Annotated in this window: 1 protein-coding gene; it reads right to left on the bottom strand. The window is 58.4% G+C overall.

The features are described from left to right. The coding region (locus tag FS628_RS32115) for a hypothetical protein (RefSeq protein ID WP_222125308.1) at positions 1-222 on the bottom strand (222 nt) is incomplete at its 3' end. Between the last annotated feature and the right edge of the window lie 16 nt (positions 223-238).

Below are 238 nucleotides of genomic sequence, written 5' to 3'. Positions count from 1 at the left end.
TGCCCATTCCCCCACCTCCTCCGTCTCTTTTTTATATCCCATACCCCCCACAACAACCCCCCCTCCCCCAACACATACACCATTCTCCTCCACCACCTCCCCTCCACCCTTCACCACTCCCTCTCCCATCTCCCCATTCCTTCTATCCCCCACCTCGATCAATTCCACCTCCCATCCCTCACCCCTTGCGCCCCACCACACATACATCGCATCCATCCCCATACACTCTCCCCCCATC

This window comes from Paenibacillus xylanexedens (assembly GCF_007676705.1).
GTDB classification, from domain to species: domain Bacteria; phylum Bacillota; class Bacilli; order Paenibacillales; family Paenibacillaceae; genus Paenibacillus; species Paenibacillus xylanexedens_C.
Note: the sequence above shows the minus strand (reverse complement) of the source record. Positions and strands in the feature narration are given on the sequence as shown.